The organism is Lentimonas sp. CC4 (assembly GCF_902728235.1).
Lineage (GTDB): Bacteria > Verrucomicrobiota > Verrucomicrobiia > Opitutales > Coraliomargaritaceae > Lentimonas.
In genome coordinates this window covers 1,552,501-1,568,673 of the sequence record NZ_CACVBO010000001.1, presented here as the reverse complement: position 1 = coordinate 1,568,673, position 16,173 = coordinate 1,552,501, and the positions used below count along the sequence as shown (strand labels likewise).

Below are 16,173 nucleotides of genomic sequence, written 5' to 3'. Positions count from 1 at the left end.
TATTTTATTCCTTTTCTGCGAGGACCACGATACGCAACTTCGCGGTAAGATCTACGACTGAGTCAGCTGCCCCCATAGCCGCACTAACATCAAAGTCTGTGACACGCATGAGCGCATCCGCCTTATGAATCTCATATAGGAATTCGAGAATATCCTGAAAGCGACCATCCACCCTCACATCATAGGAAATCGCCGAATACAGCTTCAACGCATTCGGCCCGCCTTTGATTAGCGATGGGGCCACTGCAGACGTCTGGCTCACATCCGAAATTAGAATATCCAAATCATCCTCAAAAGAGTAAAAGTAATCAGTATTAATGGAACGCTGCGCTCTGCTAAACAGCCGCTCATCGATTGAAGCAACATAACGATCGATCAACTCAACGTGCTGCTCTAGGTCTTTCGAATTTTTTGCATTACTACTGATAGTCCGAAGGCGACCAAACAACTCATCCTCTTTGGCCGTCAATTCATCAACAACACTACCCCGCAAAAAGATAACTACTGCGCACACCAGAAGGACCACGGCACCAAAAATCGCGATGGGATACTGCTTTAGCTTCTCCATTATTTGATTCATCCCTTACCTCCTTTTGTCGAAGCCTTAGCAGTCAATGAAATCGATACTTTGAATGGGATAATACCTGTATTAGTATCACGCCGGCCCAGGCTCTCATCAACAACAACAATAAAACCCTCGGGATTTAACGACGGGGATGATTGCAGCGCACCTTTGAACTCAGTCAACACCGCCAGATCTTCAACTTCTCCGACTATCGCAATTTCATATCCCATCTTAGCCCCATCCTTCTGCTTATTGACCGACTCAGATAACGTCATTCGAGATAAAACTGCCGAACTATCTGGCTTCAATACCGACAACTCGGCCAACAACTCATGAGCAATGAACGGCGCACGAAAAAAGCGCTGCAACTCCACCACACTTTGAGCTGATTGACGAAAGTGCGCACTCTCCTTCAGGCTCTGACTATCAGCGGCTTGCGCAGCCTCAATCCGCTCTTCCATAGCAGTGATCGATCCGCGTAAAACATGAGCCCGATACTCTCCCTTCAATAACGTAAACACCGCGAGCATTGCCAACGCCACAGCAACAGAATTAATGATAAAATCAGTTCGGATGACCTTAATGTCAGGAAGAGTCGACTGAATTTTAAAATCCGGTCGCCAGTATGGTTGTATATCTCGCTTACTCACCCGCAACCTCCTCCCTCAAATGAAATTCACACATAAGACTAAATACGCCGAGCCACCTAGACCCAAAATTCGCGATCTCCACTCCATCGCCCAATTTCACATTGAGCCCCTCTAACCATGCTTCGAGATTCGGCTGCAAAATCTCAATCCCCAACGAGTCGGATACGGTTTTAGCGATCCAACTCAAATTCTGCGGAAGCACTCCTAGGAACACACGGTCAATCGTCTGACCAGTCTGCACCTCGTAAAAACCAGCGGTCGCCTGTAACTCCTTAACCATGCGCCGCAGCAACTTCGGCCCCATCTCAGCAAAATCAAAGGTATTTGAATAAAAAAGCTTTCGCGCGGATGCCTCATCCTTAAGCCCCAGTTCACGTTGCAAGAGGGGATAAATACTATCCAGACCAAAAGGAACAGGGCGAGCCACGTCAACTTGACCGCGATTGATAATAAATACATTCGCAACTTCAGAAGTGAGCTCAACACACATAATCGGAGCATCCAGCCGATTAAACCGAGCATAATCACACACACCACCTAGAGTGGCTGCAGAAGACAACTCTAACCGATCAGGGTATACCCCATAGGACAACATCTGATCTTGAACCTCTTGAAACGCGGCCGCTGGCGCACCGCAAAAAACCAGAGCCTTGGCCAAGCCCTTTTCAATCTCTAAATCCGAACCATCCCGTGCATCCAAGATCGACACACTACTTGTCACTGGATCGACATTAAACTCCGACTGCAATATCCCTGACAAAAACTCAGGCTTCTTCACCTTAGCGGCCGACTCGGCCTCATAATAACGCAAGAAGCGGCCCTTTGGATACACACCACAACGCGCGACATAATAGCTAGCGCCTTTAAAATCAACAAGCTGCTCCAAAAATGCACGCACATCGTCAGGATGACAATCCGCAGCAATCGGCAACTCCGCAACCTCTTCAACAACGATAGGTAACTTGTAGCCGGACGTCCTCACCGCGAGGATCGAGAACTCAGAAACATCAATATAGAGACCTTTAGTCTTAGGTTTAAGCATGCTTGGGGTTAAATAAATCGGCTGGCATAATAACTAAGTATTAAATTAGGCATTCTGAGAATCATCGAGCAAGTATAAAAAAACCACCAAAGCCCTTAAACACGCCGAATAGAAGGATATTTACAAGTCAGTGAGTAGTAGCCCGACACGAGTAAACGAAGCCCCTCAGAGGGCGCACTACGCGAATACACGTATCAATCCCTCAAACGAGCAAACACTCATCCTACGCTTTCATCTCAACACAACACCAACGCGCGAATACCAACCAGCAAAGCCACAACCGTAAGCAAAAAACCGGAAAAACGACGAGCAAGACACACAAACAAAAAAAGCGACTCTCTGAAACAGAGAGTCGCTTTGAAAAATACTAAACGAGTTCAATTACTCGAAGATCGTAAAACAAATTACCAAGTGCGCTTCTTATGGCGATTGGACTTCAAACGCTTACGACGCTTGTGGTTGTTCATCTTGAGACGACGTTTCTTTTTAAGGTTACCCATGGAAATATTTATACTGTGTTAATCGAGAAAAGTTCTAAAGAGCCAAATAAATGCGACGGTGTAAAGCGTTTTCTGACATTCCTAGAATTACACCTAAGACGACTCCCCCTCGGGAAGCGACAATTGCATCCGCTGCAGCATGACTCGAAGATGCCGCGGCAACTCTGCACGAAGCAAAATCTCGCCAGCAGCAGAGGGTAACACTACGTCACGCAAATGCAGAGCCAACCCATCTAACACTGGGAAACGAATCCCAGAAGTGCGCTTATTCGGCAAAAGCTCACTCAATAAAGGCGCCTCTGGGCCATCGTAGAGCACATCTCCCAAAACTGCCAATTCGTGCACCGCAGCATGAACACGCACCTGATGCGGGCGCATGAAAGAGGTCGTCGCCTCCCATAAAGCCCACCCTGCCTTCGACTCTGACAATAAACGAAATTCAGTCCGAGCCTTCTTCCCCTTCGCAGTGGAAGGAATCATCTTTGGCTTAGTATTATGCGGCAACAGCGGCGCATCCGCCACAACCTCACGGGCACGCCCCGACACGCCCGCCTTCGCCACAAACAAAAAGCGATACTGCAACTCAGCCGAACCTACCAAATTACGCAATTCAGACAAACTTTCGCGATTTTTCGCGAACAGCGCCACACCCGAAATCGCGGGATCGAGATAATACGCCGAACCGAACAATGTCGCGCCACGCTTTACCAATTCAGGCTTTTCCGCCTGCAATTGCTTATTTAACGCAGCATCCATATCAGGAATTCCCGCATCCCATGGATACTCACGCACTCCAACACCAGTCGGCTTCTCGACCGCAATCCAGCCCTCCGCCTCGCCAATCACAGGCATGCGCAAAGGCGCATCACCTAACATGCCTGGAGGAAATCCAATTGAGTTCTTCTTACGTGCTTGGCTCATAATCAATAATTGCCTCCTGATACAAAATGCCCCCGAACCGACTAGCGATTCGAGGGCATACTTGTGGGGGTATAAAAATTTACGCAGCAATCAACGCAGCACAACGTGCTTTGTGACGAGCAATCTTATTATGATGCACCAAGCCAATCTTGCCAGCCTTATCAAGGGCGGAGATGTAGTCCTTAGACGCAGCAATAAGTGCATCCTTGTCCTTTGCTTCGACAGCGATTTCAACCTTCTTGGCAAGCGTCTTGAGACGAGTCTTCACCTGACGGTTACGTAGAGTGCGAGTCTCCGTTTTACGGATATATTTAAGTGCTGATTTAGTATTAGCCATGTCTATAAAAAAGTTAAGAGGCGGGAAAGTGGATTCTCAAAAAACAACTGTCAAGCGAGAAAAGGACGAAAAACGTCGAAGGCCAGTGACGGGCCTCTAGCCATCGCACAACAATGAAATTCAACATTCAGCGTTCAATGTTGAACGTTCGAAGTTCAAAGAGGTGTCGACCTCGACGTGCTGTAAGCCGGATTTTGTCCGCCGCCCGCCGAAGCGTTTGGCTGTGCGTTCATTTATCTACCCCGCCGAAGCGAAGTTCCCGCCGAAGCGAGATGCGACATACCCGGAATCATAGACGGGCCGCCAGATTCCCTATTTTGCCTTGCACCGGAATGGGTTTATCTAGCCTCCATTGTTACCTTTGGAGCGGTGAGCTCTTACCTCCCCTTTTCACCCTTACCTCAAGCAAGCCCGAGGCGGTTATTTTCTGTGACACTGTCCGTCACGCTCGGTTGCCCTCACGCGCCCCCGCTTTCACAGGGATTCCTGCCCTACGGTGTCCGGACTTTCCTCTCATCCCCGAAAGAACAAGCGAACGCCCACACGCCGAAGTCGACGCACGGCACAGTGCCGAACCAAACCGTAACAGCAAGCGGGAATTTCAAACACGATTCTTTTACACGCAAAAACATCTCACAACACTGGATATCCATACGATACGGCCGTATGGTAGATAAATTCAGACAGACACACTACTGTGACAATTTCGTAACAGAGTGGCTCCTATGTCGACAGCCTCCCCTTTTTCCTCCACTCTCACCAAACATGGACACCAAACAGCTGAACGCTCACTTCAACCGAATCCGCGAAGAATATGTAGATCAATTCGACGAGGAACTTGAAATGGAATTTGGTGAAGCAGACGAAATGGGTGAATCACATTCCCCAGAGTTTCGCCGACGCTACTTCAAAGAGCTCTACCGACTACAAGTCGAGCTCGTCAGACTACAAGACTGGGTCGTCGAATCAGGACACAAGCTCGTTGTCCTCTTTGAAGGGCGCGACTCCGCGGGTAAAGGCGGCGTCATCAAGCGTATCACTCAGCGCCTCAATCCACGCGTCTGCCGTGTCGCAGCCCTCACGACTCCCAATAAGCGCGAGCGCACTCAATGGTATTTCCAACGATACGCCAAGCACCTGCCTGCCGCAGGCGAAATCGTGCTCTTCGACCGCAGCTGGTATAACAGAGCCGGCGTCGAACGCGTCATGGGGTTCTGCACCGAAGAAGAATACCAAGAGTTCTTCCGCTCCGTCCCCGAGTTTGAGAAAATGCTCACCCGCTCTGGTATACAGATTATCAAATACTGGTTCTCCATCAGCGATGAAGAGCAAGAGTTTCGCTTCAGTTGCCGCAACCACGACCCACTCAAGCAGTGGAAACTCAGCCCAATGGACCTCGAAGCACGTAAGCGCTGGGAGGATTATACCAAAGCAAAGGAAGTGATGCTCAAAAAGACCCACATCCCCGAAGCACAATGGCGAATCGTGCCAGCCGACGATAAAAAGCGAGCTCGCCTAAACTGCATCTCCCACCTACTCAGCCAAGTGCCTTATCAACAAGTCGACCGTGACCCAATAGAGCTACCAACACGCGTCCACCATGACGACTATGCGCGCACGCCGATCCCAGACGAAATCATCGTCCCGCAGCTCTTCTAAAAGATAGAAGAGCAGCACTTACCTCGAGCTGCCAAATGCGCAGCACGAAAGACACGAATGCACCCGCACACAACGCAGGTAAAGCCTTCGCAGCGCCCGAACCAGAACGCAGGAACAATCAATCCTGCCCTGACCACGACTAGCTGACAATACCCGATCTCAGTCGAGCCAATACAGCAGGAACTCCTCAGTAGACAGGTAAAGACGCGTGGCAGAAATTACGATTTCCGGCAATTTCGTCACAGTTCACGCAACTGTAACAATATAGCCACAATTCCGTCACAGACACGGGGTATCTTCCGCCGCTCAAACAAATGCGCCACTTGGCGTGGGATTTTTTTTTCCAAACAACAAACACAATATGAACAAAACAACAAAACTCCTTGGCCTCACTACGGCCATCTTCGCCGCGAACAGCGCGTTCGCACTCCCAGACTTCAACACGGACCTCAAGGATGACCTTGATCCAATCTGGAGCCACGCGACACTCTATAAGAACTCGGACAATAGCGTCATCCAAAAAATTGCTTTCACTGGACGCCTCCAGGGGGACTACTTCACGACCGAGAATGATGAAACCAACGACTCAGACAGCAATACCGCCTGGCGCCGCGCTCGTGCAGGCTTTAAGGCCAACGTCTTCAACGACTTCACCGTCCACAGTGAAGCCGACCTCAACCTCCGCAACCCACAACCACTCTACAACGGACTCACCGACGCCTACATCGCTTGGCACCCAACCGACGACTGGAAAATAAAATTCGGCAAGCAATCCGCAGGCTTCACACTCGACGGCGCCACATCCTCGAAGAAACTCTACCGCACCGAGCGCAGCCTCATCGGCGACAACATCTGGTTCAGTAAAGAGTATTTCGTAGGCGTCGGCGCTTCCGGCGATGTCGACCAATGGCAGTGGAAGGCTGGAGTATTCTCCAACACGCAAACCGAAGAGTTCGACCAAACATTCGACAACTCCTACTTCATCCTGACTTCACTTGGCTACGACTTCGCCGAGCAACTCGACGTCGACAAAGCCCTACTTCGCCTCGACTACGTCTACCAAGACGAGCCGAGCAAAAACGATGCTCTCGATGTCGTCGGCACAGCAGCTTATGAGCACGTAGCATCCCTCTCCTTCCAATACGACAATGGCAAAAAGCACATCCACACTGACCTCGCATATGCGCAGCGATACGATGGCGACGATGTCTATGCACTGCAAATCATGCCGTTCTACGATCTAAACGACACATTCCAAATCGCAACCAGCTACACGCACATCGAGAACTCATCTGGAGGAAAAACCCTCAACGTTACAAGATACGCAAAAAACGTCCAAACCGGCAAAACAAAGTCTGCTGACGAGTTTTACCTCGGACTCAACACGTATTTCTACGGCCACAAGCTCAAGTGGCAGAACGGCGTCAGCTACACACTCACAGACAAGGATACATACGAAGGCGTCACCTTCACGTCTGGCATCCGCATTTCCTGGTAGTTGTTTGTTTTGTGACGCCGTTGTCACGACAGCGGCGTCACTTTGTAACAAACTACTGCTATCATTTACATAGCTCATAAGAGCGAATTATATAACATGAAAACACAATCACTTCTCAAACTCGCATCAATCGCAGCAGCACTCACAATCGGCACAACGCTCAGCGCGACTGAAACAATCGTCATCAAGGGCTCCGACACACTCGGCGCAAAAATGGTGCCACAAATCGCAGAAGCATTCAAAGCTAAGATGGCCAAAGAAGGCGTCAACGTTGCTTTCGAAATTGCAGCTGAAGGCTCCTCAACTGGCGTCGCTTCCGTAATCGACGGCACAGCTGAAATCGGCATGTCATCTCGCGACCCGAAGGAAAAGGAGATCGCAAAGGCGAAGTCCAAGGGCGTCGGAATGAACACCATCACAGTTGCTAAAGACGGCATCGCACTGATCGTCAACGAAGCCAGCCCACTCAGCGAGATCAGCCTCGAAGACATCGAAATGATCTTCTCTGGTGACGTCACCGACTGGTCTGCACTCAGCACCAACACTGGCACCATCTCTGCCTACACTCGCAATACATCGTCCGGCACCTACGCCGTCTTCCAAAAGATGGCAATGAACTCCCGCAACTATGGCAGCGACACACAGAAGATGGCCGGCAACGAGCAAATCGCCTCTGAAGTCGCAAGTAACCCGAACGGCATCGGCTATGTCGGCCTCGCATACATCCAAACGCCAGGCGTAAAAGTCCTCCCAGTCAACGGAGCGGAACCAGACTCCAAGGAGTATCCACTCGCTCGCCCGCTTTACTATCTGACAAACAGCAGTAAGCCATTGAGCCCAATCACTCAGCAGTTCATCGACTTCAGCCTCAGCAAAGAAGGCCAGGAGATCGTGAAGCGCGTGCACTTCCTTCCTGTTAAATAAGCCAACTTCACATTTCAATGTAGTCGACGGGTCGTTGCCTCACCGCAACGACCCGTTTTTGGCTCACACGCCGTCACACAATTGTAACGAAGCACCGTCTTTGTAAACTTGGCATACTAGCTACTACTTCTATCTTCGTCCCACAATGGCTTCTCCCACACAAAACAACAAGAATTCGCCCCCCGCATTCAGCAAGCGACGCGCCCTGTTCATGGGCAAAGATTCCGACAGCATCATCAAGACCTTCTTCGGCAGTAATGCCATGGTCGCGATACTCGTGCTCGCCCTCATCACTATTTTCCTCTTCAAGGAAGGCGCAGGATTCGTGGGACTCTACCATAAGAGCCTGCAAGAGTATCGCCAATCCGGGCTCGAATACGTCGACATACTCAAAGAGTCGCGCGACGACTATACAGAACTCAACCGCTACTTAAACGACATCAAAACAGAGTGGATCAACGACCTCAAAGCAGACGGCCTCTCTCAATCAGAAATTTCGAAAAAAGTTTTCAGCCCTGAAGCGAAGGCACTCTTTATGGGTTATATACGAGCCGGGTCCAACCTACGCAGTTTCGTAAAACAAAAAATGGACATCGCGATCGAAGTCCGCGATCAGAACACAACCAACCAAAATCTAAACGATACCCTTAAGAACTACAGCACCCGAATCTCAAACATCAAGGATGCCGCCTACAGCTTAAAAGCTGAAGACATTGCTAAATTCTCCCACCTACTACGCGAATCGGGACGAACAGAACGCGCAGAAGGGTTGAGCGACACAGCACCTCTCTCACAAGATGACCGCACACTTTACCTTGAGCTACTAGGTGCCGAATACCGGACGCTCGCCCAAAGCATCACCCCCGTTGACTATGAAAGCGCAATTGCCGAAGTCACAGGCGACCAAGAAAAATACACAGAGATACTCAACGAACTAGATGTTAAAATCCAAGAACTGCTCGCAAGTGCAGACGCGATCGACTTCAACAGCGCAGCCCTTGATAAACGTATCGAAACATTCACAGAGCTAAACGCACTATACATCAGCCAAGTCCCCTCACACCTCAACAAGCTAGCAAGCTGGAACCCGCACGAACCCATCTCCAATTCGCGCGCACTCGGCGCATTCCTCACGGGGAAAAACTGGGTCACGGCCAGTGACCAACAAGACTGGTATGGTCTCCTGCCCCTAATTACAGGCTCCCTGCTCATTTCATCAATCGCACTCTTCTTCGCAGTGCCCTTCGGCGTCGGAGCAGCCATCTACGTCAATCAAATTGCAGGCCCGACAGAGCGTAACTTCATCAAGCCTTACATTGAGTTCATCTCAGCGATTCCCTCCGTCGTCATCGGCTTTTTCGGGGTCGTGGTGTTTGGCGAGGCCATCCGCCTACTCTCTCAAGTGGATGCCCTCTCATGGGTGCCCTTCTTCCCAGTGCAAGAGCGCCTCAACGCATTCACTGCAGGTTGCCTGCTCGCCCTAATGGCAATCCCCACGATCTTCACACTCGCAGAAGACGCGATCAACAACGTCCCACGTCACTTCAAAGAAGCGTCCTTTGCAATGGGAGCGACCCGCTTGCAAACCACCATGCGTGTGATCGTGCCCACTGCACTCTCCGGCATCATTTCCGCCATCATGCTGGGCTTCGGTCGTGTGATCGGCGAAACCATGGTCGTGCTACTCTGCGCAGGTAATCGTATCAAGATCCCAGACTTCACCTCTGGCCCCGGCGTCTTCTTCGAACCCGTCCACACCATGACCGGCATCATCGCTCAAGAAATGGGCGAAGTCGTGCACGGCAGTCTCCACTACCGTGCACTCTTTATGGTCGGCATCGTCTTATTCTTTGCATCGCTACTGATCAACTATGGCGCCCAATGGATCGTCAAAAAATATAGTAAGCTCGAAAGTTAATCACTGCGACTACTCAACTGCACTTTGCCATGAGCACACCCAAGAATTCTCACATTTTCTCTAAACGCCCATCGATGACGTCGACGATCGAAACGATCACCTCATGGTCGTTTCGCCTCGCCACGTATTTCGTCATTCTCTGCGCAGGCTATCTGTTCTTAGACATTACGATCAACGGCTCCAAGGCGGTCTTCACCACCAAGGCTCCCTTCATCAACGTCGCATTTCTAACTGAAAAGCCACAGACCCTACACGTCTTCGAACCCAAAGAAATCGATGCAGAGCTAAAGACCTCCAAAGCCAAAATCCTCTCGCTCCAAGCCGAAAGCCGCAACCTTGGTTCAGGCGAAACAGGAGCCTCCAGTGAACTCGAAGCACAAATCAAAGCATTGGAAGAGAAAATCACTGCGCTCGATATAGAACGCAAAGCCAATCGTTTGATGTATGGAGACAACGACTACCGCGCACTCACCGAAGAACCATCAAGTGATCAATATGTATACAGTAATTACGCCTACAGCGGCGGCGGCATTGGCCCCGCGATCGTCGGCACCTGCCTACTCGTCGCCGGCTCTATCACCATCGCACTCATCCTCGGGATCCTCTGCGCCATCTTTCTGAGCGAATACAGCCGCCCTGGAAAAACGCTACAGCTCATTCGCCTCTCGGTGCTCAACCTCTCCGGCGTGCCATCCATTGTCTTCGGCTTATTCGGCTTCGGCATGTTCGTGCTCTTCTTCGGCTGGGGTGTCTCGCTCCTCGCAGGCTGGTTCACTCTCGCTATTATGGCACTCCCCGTGATCATCGCTGCCAGCGAAGAATCCATGCGCGCCATCCCCAAAGGCTTCCGTGAAGGCTCACTCGCACTCGGCGCATCGAAGTGGACAAGCGTCCGCACCAACGTGCTGCCCTACGCGCTGCCCGGCATCTTAACCTCCTCCATTATGGGTGTTGCCCGTGTCGCAGGCGAAACCGCCCCCATCATGTTTACTGCCGCATTCGCACTACGCGACCAACTCCCATGGGAAGGCCTGGCAAAGCCAACCGACTTCTTCTTCCAAGGCGTAATGGCTCTCCCCTACCACATCTATGTCGTCAGCTCTAAGATCCCACAAAACGAATATACCCGCAACATGCAGTATGGCGCCGCATTCGTATTTCTACTGATCGTTGGCTTCTTTGCACTCAGTAGTATCATCCTACGTATCCAAGTCCGTAAAAAATACAAGTGGTAGTCCCTGCACATTCCCCTTTAGTTTCTATTTTCCAATTTGCATAAACAATAATGAGCACAGCATCTAACAGCACAATCGCAGGCGAAGGCACAGGCACGCCCATCATTAAGATCCGTAATTTCGATTTCGCATACGGAGACTCACAGGCACTTTTCAATATCAACATGGATATTAACGAGAAGGAAGTCACCGCATTCATCGGCCCCTCCGGCTGCGGAAAATCGACCTTCCTACGCTGCTTCAATCGCATGAACGATCTGATCGACATCGCCCGAATCAAAACTGGCGAAATTCAAATCAGTGACGTTAACATATACGATAAAGAGGTCGACGTTATCGAACTGCGCAAACACGTCGGCATGGTCTTCCAAAAGTCAAACCCGTTCCCGAAGTCGATCTACGATAACATCGCCTACGGCCTACGCATCCAAGGCGTGAAAAAGAAAAGCACCTTAGATGAAGTCGTCGAACGCTGCCTACGCAGCGCTGCGCTATGGGACGAAGTCAAAGACCGCCTAAGTGAAAGTGCGCTCGGCATGTCAGGCGGCCAGCAGCAACGCCTCTGCATAGCCCGAGCCCTCGCCGTGCAGCCTAAGATTTTGCTCATGGATGAGCCCTGCTCAGCGCTCGACCCCATCGCAACCGCAAAAGTCGAAGAACTGATCCACGAACTCAAGAAAGACTACACTATCGTCATCGTAACACACAGCATGCAACAAGCCGCACGTGTCTCCGACCGCACCGCATTCTTCTATCTCGGTAAACTCATCGAATACGGACAAACCGACCAAATCTTCATGAACCCCCGCGACACACAGACCGAAGCCTATATTTCAGGACGTTTTGGTTAACCCAAGCAGAACGCATAAATTACAAAACTTACCAGATACATATACCATGAAACGCTACTTCCACCACGAACTCGAAGACCTTCGATCCAAACTCATCCTCATCGGAGAAAAAGCAAATAACGCAGCAAAGCTTGCGATCGACGGCTTCCTGACCAATGACCTACAAAAAGTAGAGCACGCACTCACACTAGATGATGAGATCGATAAGATGGAAGCCACGATTGACCAAGCTTCCGTCCGCTACATCACACTACGTTCACCTGTATCTAGTGACGTGCGCTTCATCCTTGTCGCGATTAAAGCTAGCCATGACCTTGAACGCGCTGGCGACGAAGCACACAGTATTGCTAAACGTGCTCGCAACATTCTAGTGCGTGATGGCCAAGTCGAGAACGCAGTCAGCATCGAAGAAATGAGCGACCTAACTTGTAAAATGCTACAAGACGCAATCACTGCATTCATCGAAGAAGATGTCGACTTAGCCCAAGACGTCATAAGTCGGGACAAAGAAGTCGATCGCCTCAACAAGAAAAACTTCAAAGCACTCGCAACAGGCAGCGAAGGTGACACCACTGAAGCATCCACACGCTTCGAGACGATCTTCATTTCGAAATCGATCGAACGCATAGCCGATCACGCTAAAAACTTAGCCGAAGAAACGATCTACTTACTCCACGGTTCCTAAGTCAACAATACGTATAGGCATCGAATTTTGACTGTTTTTTGCAGGTTTTGGGACTAAATGAATATTTCTGTATCTTTTTGGCCTTCATTCTGCTATGTAGGTCGCGTTGAAATTAATAGCGTATTTTAATAACGCTGTAACTTCCGACTACCTAAACTCAGTTAAATTCGAAAAGATCAGTCTTATGGCTAAAAAAACAACAACTAAAAAAGCACCTGCTAAAAAAGTAGCGGCGAAAAAGGCACCTGTAAAAAAAGTAGCGGCGAAAAAAGTAGCGGCGAAAAAGGCACCTGTAAAAAAAGTAGCGGCGAAAAAGGCACCCGCAAAAAAAGCGGCAGCTCCTAAAAAAGCTGCTCCTGCGAAAAAGGCACCTGCTTCCCAAAAGAAAGCAGCGACAACCAGCATCATCGCACGTGTCGATGTTGGTTTCGGCAACGCACTCTACGTTCGCGGCGAAGGCGCTGGCCTCAGCTGGACAAAAGGCACTGCACTTGAAAACACCACTCCATACGAGTGGGCACTCAAGAGCACGAAGAAGGGCAACGTTACCTTCAAGTTCCTCATCAACGACGAACTTTGGGCCGAAGGTGAAAACATCACTCTCGAAGCTGGTAGCGAATCCATTAGCTCACCAACATTCGTTTGGTAATTACTGTCGACTCGACATCATTCTAAACAAAAGCCCTCGACTTCCGACGAGGGCTTTTTTGTGTCCAAATACATTTAATACTCGGGTCTTTACTACGCCACCTTATCGCATCTCCCAAACGCTCCGAAGGACCTAATCCTGCTGAGCATTGAAATACTCATCGTCCTCAGTGATCGCCATCATTCGTTCTCTTAACAGCACAGCTGCTTTCTTAGGATCCCCCCCTGCCAACTCTTTACCTGAACCGACATCGTCCACGCGGACATTGATTCGGCTAAACGGCACTGGGATATAAAAACGATCCCAGCTCTTCAAACGCCAGGCGCGTGTGTAATTATAAGACAGCAATAGAATCGGTGCCCCACCACGCACAGCGAGTGTCGCCGCACCTGCCTTCATATCATAAATCGGGCCACGTGAACCATCCGGCGTAATCCCGATGTCATACCCAGCACGGCTCACCTTCAGCAATTCACGAAACGCCTGCATTCCACGACCATGACGTGAACCGCGAACTGGCTTAATCCCAAGTTGCTCGAAAAAACCAGCCAACCACGCGCCGTCACTACTAGCACTAATCAAGCCAGCCATCTTACGATCGGGCAAGTAGCGCCGATATAGCTCAGGCGCCAACAAGATGCGATTGTGCCATAAAATCACCACAGCAGGCTGCGCCGGCTTATCCAAAAATGCCCGCACATCGTCACCGAAATGAAAGCGCAAGCTCCGCGTCCACATTCGCAAAAAAAATCCGAAGATCCCCATCGCAATACGCGACGCCCCTTCTAACTCTCTAGGTGCCTTTGTCTCGTTCGATGTGGGTGCCTTCGTCTCAGTTGTCTGTGCTTCATCCATTATGCAAATGATAAATGCATATTCTGCGCCCGTTGCAATGCCAGTATTCGCCTAGCGCAGCGCACTTTCCAACCTTGACCCAATAATTCAAAACTCCATCTTTTGGCGACTTATGACAGCAAAAGCATCCAGTGATAGTCTCATGGAAGAAATCGTCGGCCTCTGTAAGCGCCGCGGCTTCATCTTTCCCTCCTCCGAAATTTACGGCGGCTATAATGGTTTTTACGATTACGGCCCGCTCGGCGTCGAACTGCGCAACAACATCAAGCAAGCCTGGTGGCGCGACATGGTGCAACGCCGCGACGACATCGAAGGCCTCGACTCGACGATCATCATGCATCCGGACATCTGGAAAGCCTCCGGCCACGTCGATGGGTTCTCGGATCCGATGGTCGACTGTAAAGAGTCCAAGCTCCGCTACCGCGCAGACCAACTCTTCTTCGCACCCGTTATCGTCGAAAGCGAAACCATTGGCTACGTCTCCGTCGTCGAATGCCCAGAGCAACAGGAAGTTGCCGAGAAAGCCGCAGCCACGCTCAAGCGTAAGGCCGGCAAGCAAGGTGAACTCGAAGCGATCGTCCTCAAGGATTACACCGAATCGAAGCCAGAAGAGTATGACCTCATCCCTTCCCCTGCCACAGGCAAGCCAGGCTCATTGACCGCGCCACGTGAGTTCAAGCTCATGTTCGAAACCAAGGTCGGCCCACTCGCTGACGACTCTGCAGTTGCTTACCTCCGCCCAGAAACCGCACAAGGCATCTTCGCCAACTACAAGAACATCGTCGATACTGGTCGCGTAAAAATCCCTTTCGGCATCGCCCAAATCGGTAAAGCGTTCCGCAACGAGATCACACCGCGCAACTTCATCTTCCGCTCACGTGAGTTCGAGCAAATGGAGATCGAATACTTCATCTCACCCAACGCCGACTGGAAGACGCTCCACCGCGAATGGATCGATACCTGCATTGACTGGCTCGTATCCATCGGCCTACCTCGTGAAGGCATCACCGAAGACATTCACCCGGAGGATAAGCTCGCATTCTACTCGCAAGCCACCACCGACCTTATGTTTCAGTTCCCGCATGGTGAACAAGAACTATGGGGTATTGCATGCCGCGGCGACTACGATCTAAAGCAGCACCAAGAGCACTCTGGCAAGTCGATGACCATCTTCGACGAAGCCGCGAAAGAGAAATACGTGCCACACGTCATCGAGCCATCGCTCGGTGTGGACCGCACCATCCTCGCCGTGCTCAGCGCCGCTTACACCGAAGACGAAGTGCCCAACGACAAGGGCAAAGTCGAGAAGCGCACACTGCTCAAATTCAGCCCGAAGATCGCACCGGTCAAAGCCGCGATCTTCCCTCTGCTCAAGAACAAGCCTGAACTGGTTGAACGCGCACAAGCACTCTACAAGAAACTCCAACGCCGCTGGAACGTCTTCTACGATGCATCCGGAGCCATCGGCCGCCGCTACCGTCGCCAAGATGAGATCGGCACACCGTTCGGCATCACCATCGACTTCGACACCATCGAGAAAGACGGCACCGTCACCCTACGCGACCGCGACACCTGCGAACAACGCCGCGTGAGCGAAGACGAACTGATCGCCTTCCTCGAAGAGCAGATCGACGGTTAAGTCGAACTGACATCGAACACTTTCGAAATCCCGCACGCCGCCAGGCTGCGGGATTTTTTGTGCGATACAGTAGAAGCGCTTTCCGGCCTCAGTCTAAATCCGTAGGGGGGTTGCTTGCCGACAACCGCGCACCCACCAGACACCACATGCACACAAAGCGATATCGCTCCCTGAACAATACCCGCGTTTTATCCAGGTTCAGCAGCAACTGAAGCAAATGCCCCAGACTAACAAGGCCATCTCTC

16 protein-coding genes and 1 other RNA gene are annotated in these 16,173 nt (G+C 50.8%); 9 read left to right on the top strand and 8 right to left on the bottom strand.

Features of this window, described 5'->3' with window-relative positions:
* Positions 1 to 4: 4 nt before the first annotated feature.
* The 7 genes from GZZ87_RS06900 to rnpB all read right to left on the bottom strand — a co-directional run bounded on the left by GZZ87_RS06900 (position 5) and on the right by rnpB (position 4,566).
* Positions 5 to 580, bottom strand: a complete 576-nt coding sequence (locus GZZ87_RS06900) for a hypothetical protein (protein ID WP_162028047.1) — start codon at positions 578 to 580, stop codon at positions 5 to 7.
* Entirely contained in the window at positions 577 to 1,215 is a 639-nt protein-coding gene (locus GZZ87_RS06895; protein ID WP_162028048.1) for a hypothetical protein, read from the bottom strand. The genes GZZ87_RS06900 and GZZ87_RS06895 overlap by 4 nt, the downstream gene beginning before the upstream one ends.
* A complete protein-coding gene (locus GZZ87_RS06890; protein WP_162028049.1) occupies positions 1,208 to 2,257 on the bottom strand; it encodes a hypothetical protein in 1,050 nt (349 codons plus the stop codon). Before GZZ87_RS06890 ends, GZZ87_RS06895 begins: the two co-directional genes overlap by 8 nt.
* 404 nt (positions 2,258 to 2,661) lie before the next feature.
* Entirely contained in the window at positions 2,662 to 2,757 is a 96-nt protein-coding gene (locus tag GZZ87_RS06885) for an AURKAIP1/COX24 domain-containing protein (RefSeq protein WP_155417653.1), read from the bottom strand.
* 93 nt (positions 2,758 to 2,850) lie between these two features.
* Complete coding sequence (locus tag GZZ87_RS06880; protein ID WP_162028050.1) at positions 2,851 to 3,678, bottom strand: pseudouridine synthase; 828 nt, start codon at positions 3,676 to 3,678, stop codon at positions 2,851 to 2,853.
* 79 nt (positions 3,679 to 3,757) lie between these two features.
* A complete protein-coding gene (gene rpsT / locus GZZ87_RS06875) occupies positions 3,758 to 4,015 on the bottom strand; it encodes a 30S ribosomal protein S20 (protein WP_162028051.1) in 258 nt (85 codons plus the stop codon).
* A gap of 167 nt (positions 4,016 to 4,182) precedes the next feature.
* An RNA gene (rnpB, locus tag GZZ87_RS06870) (RNase P RNA component class A) lies at positions 4,183 to 4,566 on the bottom strand.
* 214 nt (positions 4,567 to 4,780) lie between these two features.
* Between rnpB and ppk2 the strand changes: the two genes are divergently transcribed.
* The 8 genes from ppk2 to GZZ87_RS19670 all read left to right on the top strand — a co-directional run bounded on the left by ppk2 (position 4,781) and on the right by GZZ87_RS19670 (position 13,434).
* On the top strand, positions 4,781 to 5,674 hold the full coding sequence (ppk2, locus tag GZZ87_RS06865; RefSeq protein ID WP_162028052.1) for a polyphosphate kinase 2: 894 nt from the start codon (positions 4,781 to 4,783) through the stop codon (positions 5,672 to 5,674).
* A gap of 361 nt (positions 5,675 to 6,035) precedes the next feature.
* Positions 6,036 to 7,172, top strand: coding sequence for a porin (locus GZZ87_RS06860; RefSeq protein ID WP_162028053.1), 1,137 nt, complete (start codon positions 6,036 to 6,038; stop codon positions 7,170 to 7,172).
* Positions 7,173 to 7,268: 96 nt separating this feature from the next.
* Positions 7,269 to 8,096 carry a phosphate ABC transporter substrate-binding protein gene (locus GZZ87_RS06855; protein ID WP_162028054.1) on the top strand — a complete coding sequence of 276 codons (828 nt, stop codon included), beginning with the start codon at positions 7,269 to 7,271 and terminating at the stop codon, positions 8,094 to 8,096.
* Between the two features lie 145 nt (positions 8,097 to 8,241).
* Positions 8,242 to 10,014: a phosphate ABC transporter permease subunit PstC gene (pstC, locus tag GZZ87_RS06850; RefSeq protein ID WP_162028055.1), complete on the top strand. Its 1,773-nt coding sequence runs from the start codon at positions 8,242 to 8,244 to the stop codon at positions 10,012 to 10,014.
* 29 nt (positions 10,015 to 10,043) lie between these two features.
* Positions 10,044 to 11,249 carry a phosphate ABC transporter permease PstA gene (gene pstA, locus GZZ87_RS06845; RefSeq protein ID WP_162028056.1) on the top strand — a complete coding sequence of 402 codons (1,206 nt, stop codon included), beginning with the start codon at positions 10,044 to 10,046 and terminating at the stop codon, positions 11,247 to 11,249.
* A 50-nt stretch (positions 11,250 to 11,299) separates the two neighbouring features.
* On the top strand, positions 11,300 to 12,100 hold the full coding sequence (gene pstB, locus GZZ87_RS06840) for a phosphate ABC transporter ATP-binding protein PstB (RefSeq protein WP_162028057.1): 801 nt from the start codon (positions 11,300 to 11,302) through the stop codon (positions 12,098 to 12,100).
* Between the two features lie 46 nt (positions 12,101 to 12,146).
* Positions 12,147 to 12,785, top strand: coding sequence for a phosphate signaling complex protein PhoU (phoU, locus tag GZZ87_RS06835; protein WP_162028058.1), 639 nt, complete (start codon positions 12,147 to 12,149; stop codon positions 12,783 to 12,785).
* A 184-nt stretch (positions 12,786 to 12,969) separates the two neighbouring features.
* Positions 12,970 to 13,434 carry a hypothetical protein gene (locus GZZ87_RS19670; protein ID WP_178092138.1) on the top strand — a complete coding sequence of 155 codons (465 nt, stop codon included), beginning with the start codon at positions 12,970 to 12,972 and terminating at the stop codon, positions 13,432 to 13,434.
* 132 nt (positions 13,435 to 13,566) lie between these two features.
* Here the strand turns inward: GZZ87_RS19670 and GZZ87_RS06825 are convergent, their stop codons facing one another.
* Positions 13,567 to 14,289: a lysophospholipid acyltransferase family protein gene (locus GZZ87_RS06825; protein ID WP_162028059.1), complete on the bottom strand. Its 723-nt coding sequence runs from the start codon at positions 14,287 to 14,289 to the stop codon at positions 13,567 to 13,569.
* A gap of 112 nt (positions 14,290 to 14,401) precedes the next feature.
* On the opposite strand from GZZ87_RS06825, the gene GZZ87_RS06820 reads away from it, so the two are divergent.
* Complete coding sequence (locus GZZ87_RS06820) at positions 14,402 to 15,928, top strand: glycine--tRNA ligase (RefSeq protein WP_162028060.1); 1,527 nt, start codon at positions 14,402 to 14,404, stop codon at positions 15,926 to 15,928.
* Positions 15,929 to 16,173 lie beyond the last annotated feature (245 nt).

What these genes read in the sequence shown, in the direction of transcription:
- GZZ87_RS06900 (WP_162028047.1), bottom strand. Translation starts at nt 580, where the DNA reads ATGAATCAAATAATGGAGAAGCTAAAGCAGTATCCCATCGCGATTTTT.
- GZZ87_RS06890 (WP_162028049.1), bottom strand. Translation starts at nt 2,257, where the DNA reads ATGCTTAAACCTAAGACTAAAGGTCTCTATATTGATGTTTCTGAGTTC.
- GZZ87_RS06885 (WP_155417653.1), bottom strand. Translation starts at nt 2,757, where the DNA reads ATGGGTAACCTTAAAAAGAAACGTCGTCTCAAGATGAACAACCACAAG.
- GZZ87_RS06880 (WP_162028050.1), bottom strand. Translation starts at nt 3,678, where the DNA reads ATGAGCCAAGCACGTAAGAAGAACTCAATTGGATTTCCTCCAGGCATG.
- rpsT (WP_162028051.1), bottom strand. Translation starts at nt 4,015, where the DNA reads ATGGCTAATACTAAATCAGCACTTAAATATATCCGTAAAACGGAGACT.
- ppk2 (WP_162028052.1), top strand. Translation starts at nt 4,781, where the DNA reads ATGGACACCAAACAGCTGAACGCTCACTTCAACCGAATCCGCGAAGAA.
- GZZ87_RS06860 (WP_162028053.1), top strand. Translation starts at nt 6,036, where the DNA reads ATGAACAAAACAACAAAACTCCTTGGCCTCACTACGGCCATCTTCGCC.
- GZZ87_RS06855 (WP_162028054.1), top strand. Translation starts at nt 7,269, where the DNA reads ATGAAAACACAATCACTTCTCAAACTCGCATCAATCGCAGCAGCACTC.
- pstC (WP_162028055.1), top strand. Translation starts at nt 8,242, where the DNA reads ATGGCTTCTCCCACACAAAACAACAAGAATTCGCCCCCCGCATTCAGC.
- pstA (WP_162028056.1), top strand. Translation starts at nt 10,044, where the DNA reads ATGAGCACACCCAAGAATTCTCACATTTTCTCTAAACGCCCATCGATG.
- pstB (WP_162028057.1), top strand. Translation starts at nt 11,300, where the DNA reads ATGAGCACAGCATCTAACAGCACAATCGCAGGCGAAGGCACAGGCACG.
- phoU (WP_162028058.1), top strand. Translation starts at nt 12,147, where the DNA reads ATGAAACGCTACTTCCACCACGAACTCGAAGACCTTCGATCCAAACTC.
- GZZ87_RS19670 (WP_178092138.1), top strand. Translation starts at nt 12,970, where the DNA reads ATGGCTAAAAAAACAACAACTAAAAAAGCACCTGCTAAAAAAGTAGCG.
- GZZ87_RS06825 (WP_162028059.1), bottom strand. Translation starts at nt 14,289, where the DNA reads ATGGATGAAGCACAGACAACTGAGACGAAGGCACCCACATCGAACGAG.
- GZZ87_RS06820 (WP_162028060.1), top strand. Translation starts at nt 14,402, where the DNA reads ATGACAGCAAAAGCATCCAGTGATAGTCTCATGGAAGAAATCGTCGGC.